Below are 245 nucleotides of genomic sequence, written 5' to 3'. Positions count from 1 at the left end.
CTTCACTCCGTGACCAATCACAAAAGAGAGTTCAGTATGCGAATCCAGATCAAAAAGCTCGCACTGGCTGCTTCGGCGGCTGCTTTCCTCCTCGGCTCGACCGCGCCGGTATTCGCGCAGACCGATGCCAGCGCACCGGCCGCATCCACCGCGTCGGATGCCAAGGCCGCGAAGCACGAGGCGCGCAAGGCTGCCCGGGCAAAACGCAAGGCCGAACGCAAGGCGGCACGCGCGAAAAACACAGC

Annotated in this window: 1 pseudogene; it reads left to right on the top strand. The window is 63.3% G+C overall.

Annotation, left to right across the window (positions count from 1 at the left end):
• Positions 1-36: 36 nt before the first annotated feature.
• Positions 37-245 (top strand): annotated as a pseudogene (locus SB816_RS34140) (DUF4148 domain-containing protein); the annotation flags it as partial.

The sequence above is a fragment of the Achromobacter sp. SIMBA_011 genome, assembly GCF_046535435.1.
In the GTDB taxonomy this organism is placed as follows: Bacteria; Pseudomonadota; Gammaproteobacteria; order Burkholderiales; family Burkholderiaceae_B; genus Achromobacter; species Achromobacter dolens.
Note: the sequence above shows the minus strand (reverse complement) of the source record. Positions and strands in the feature narration are given on the sequence as shown.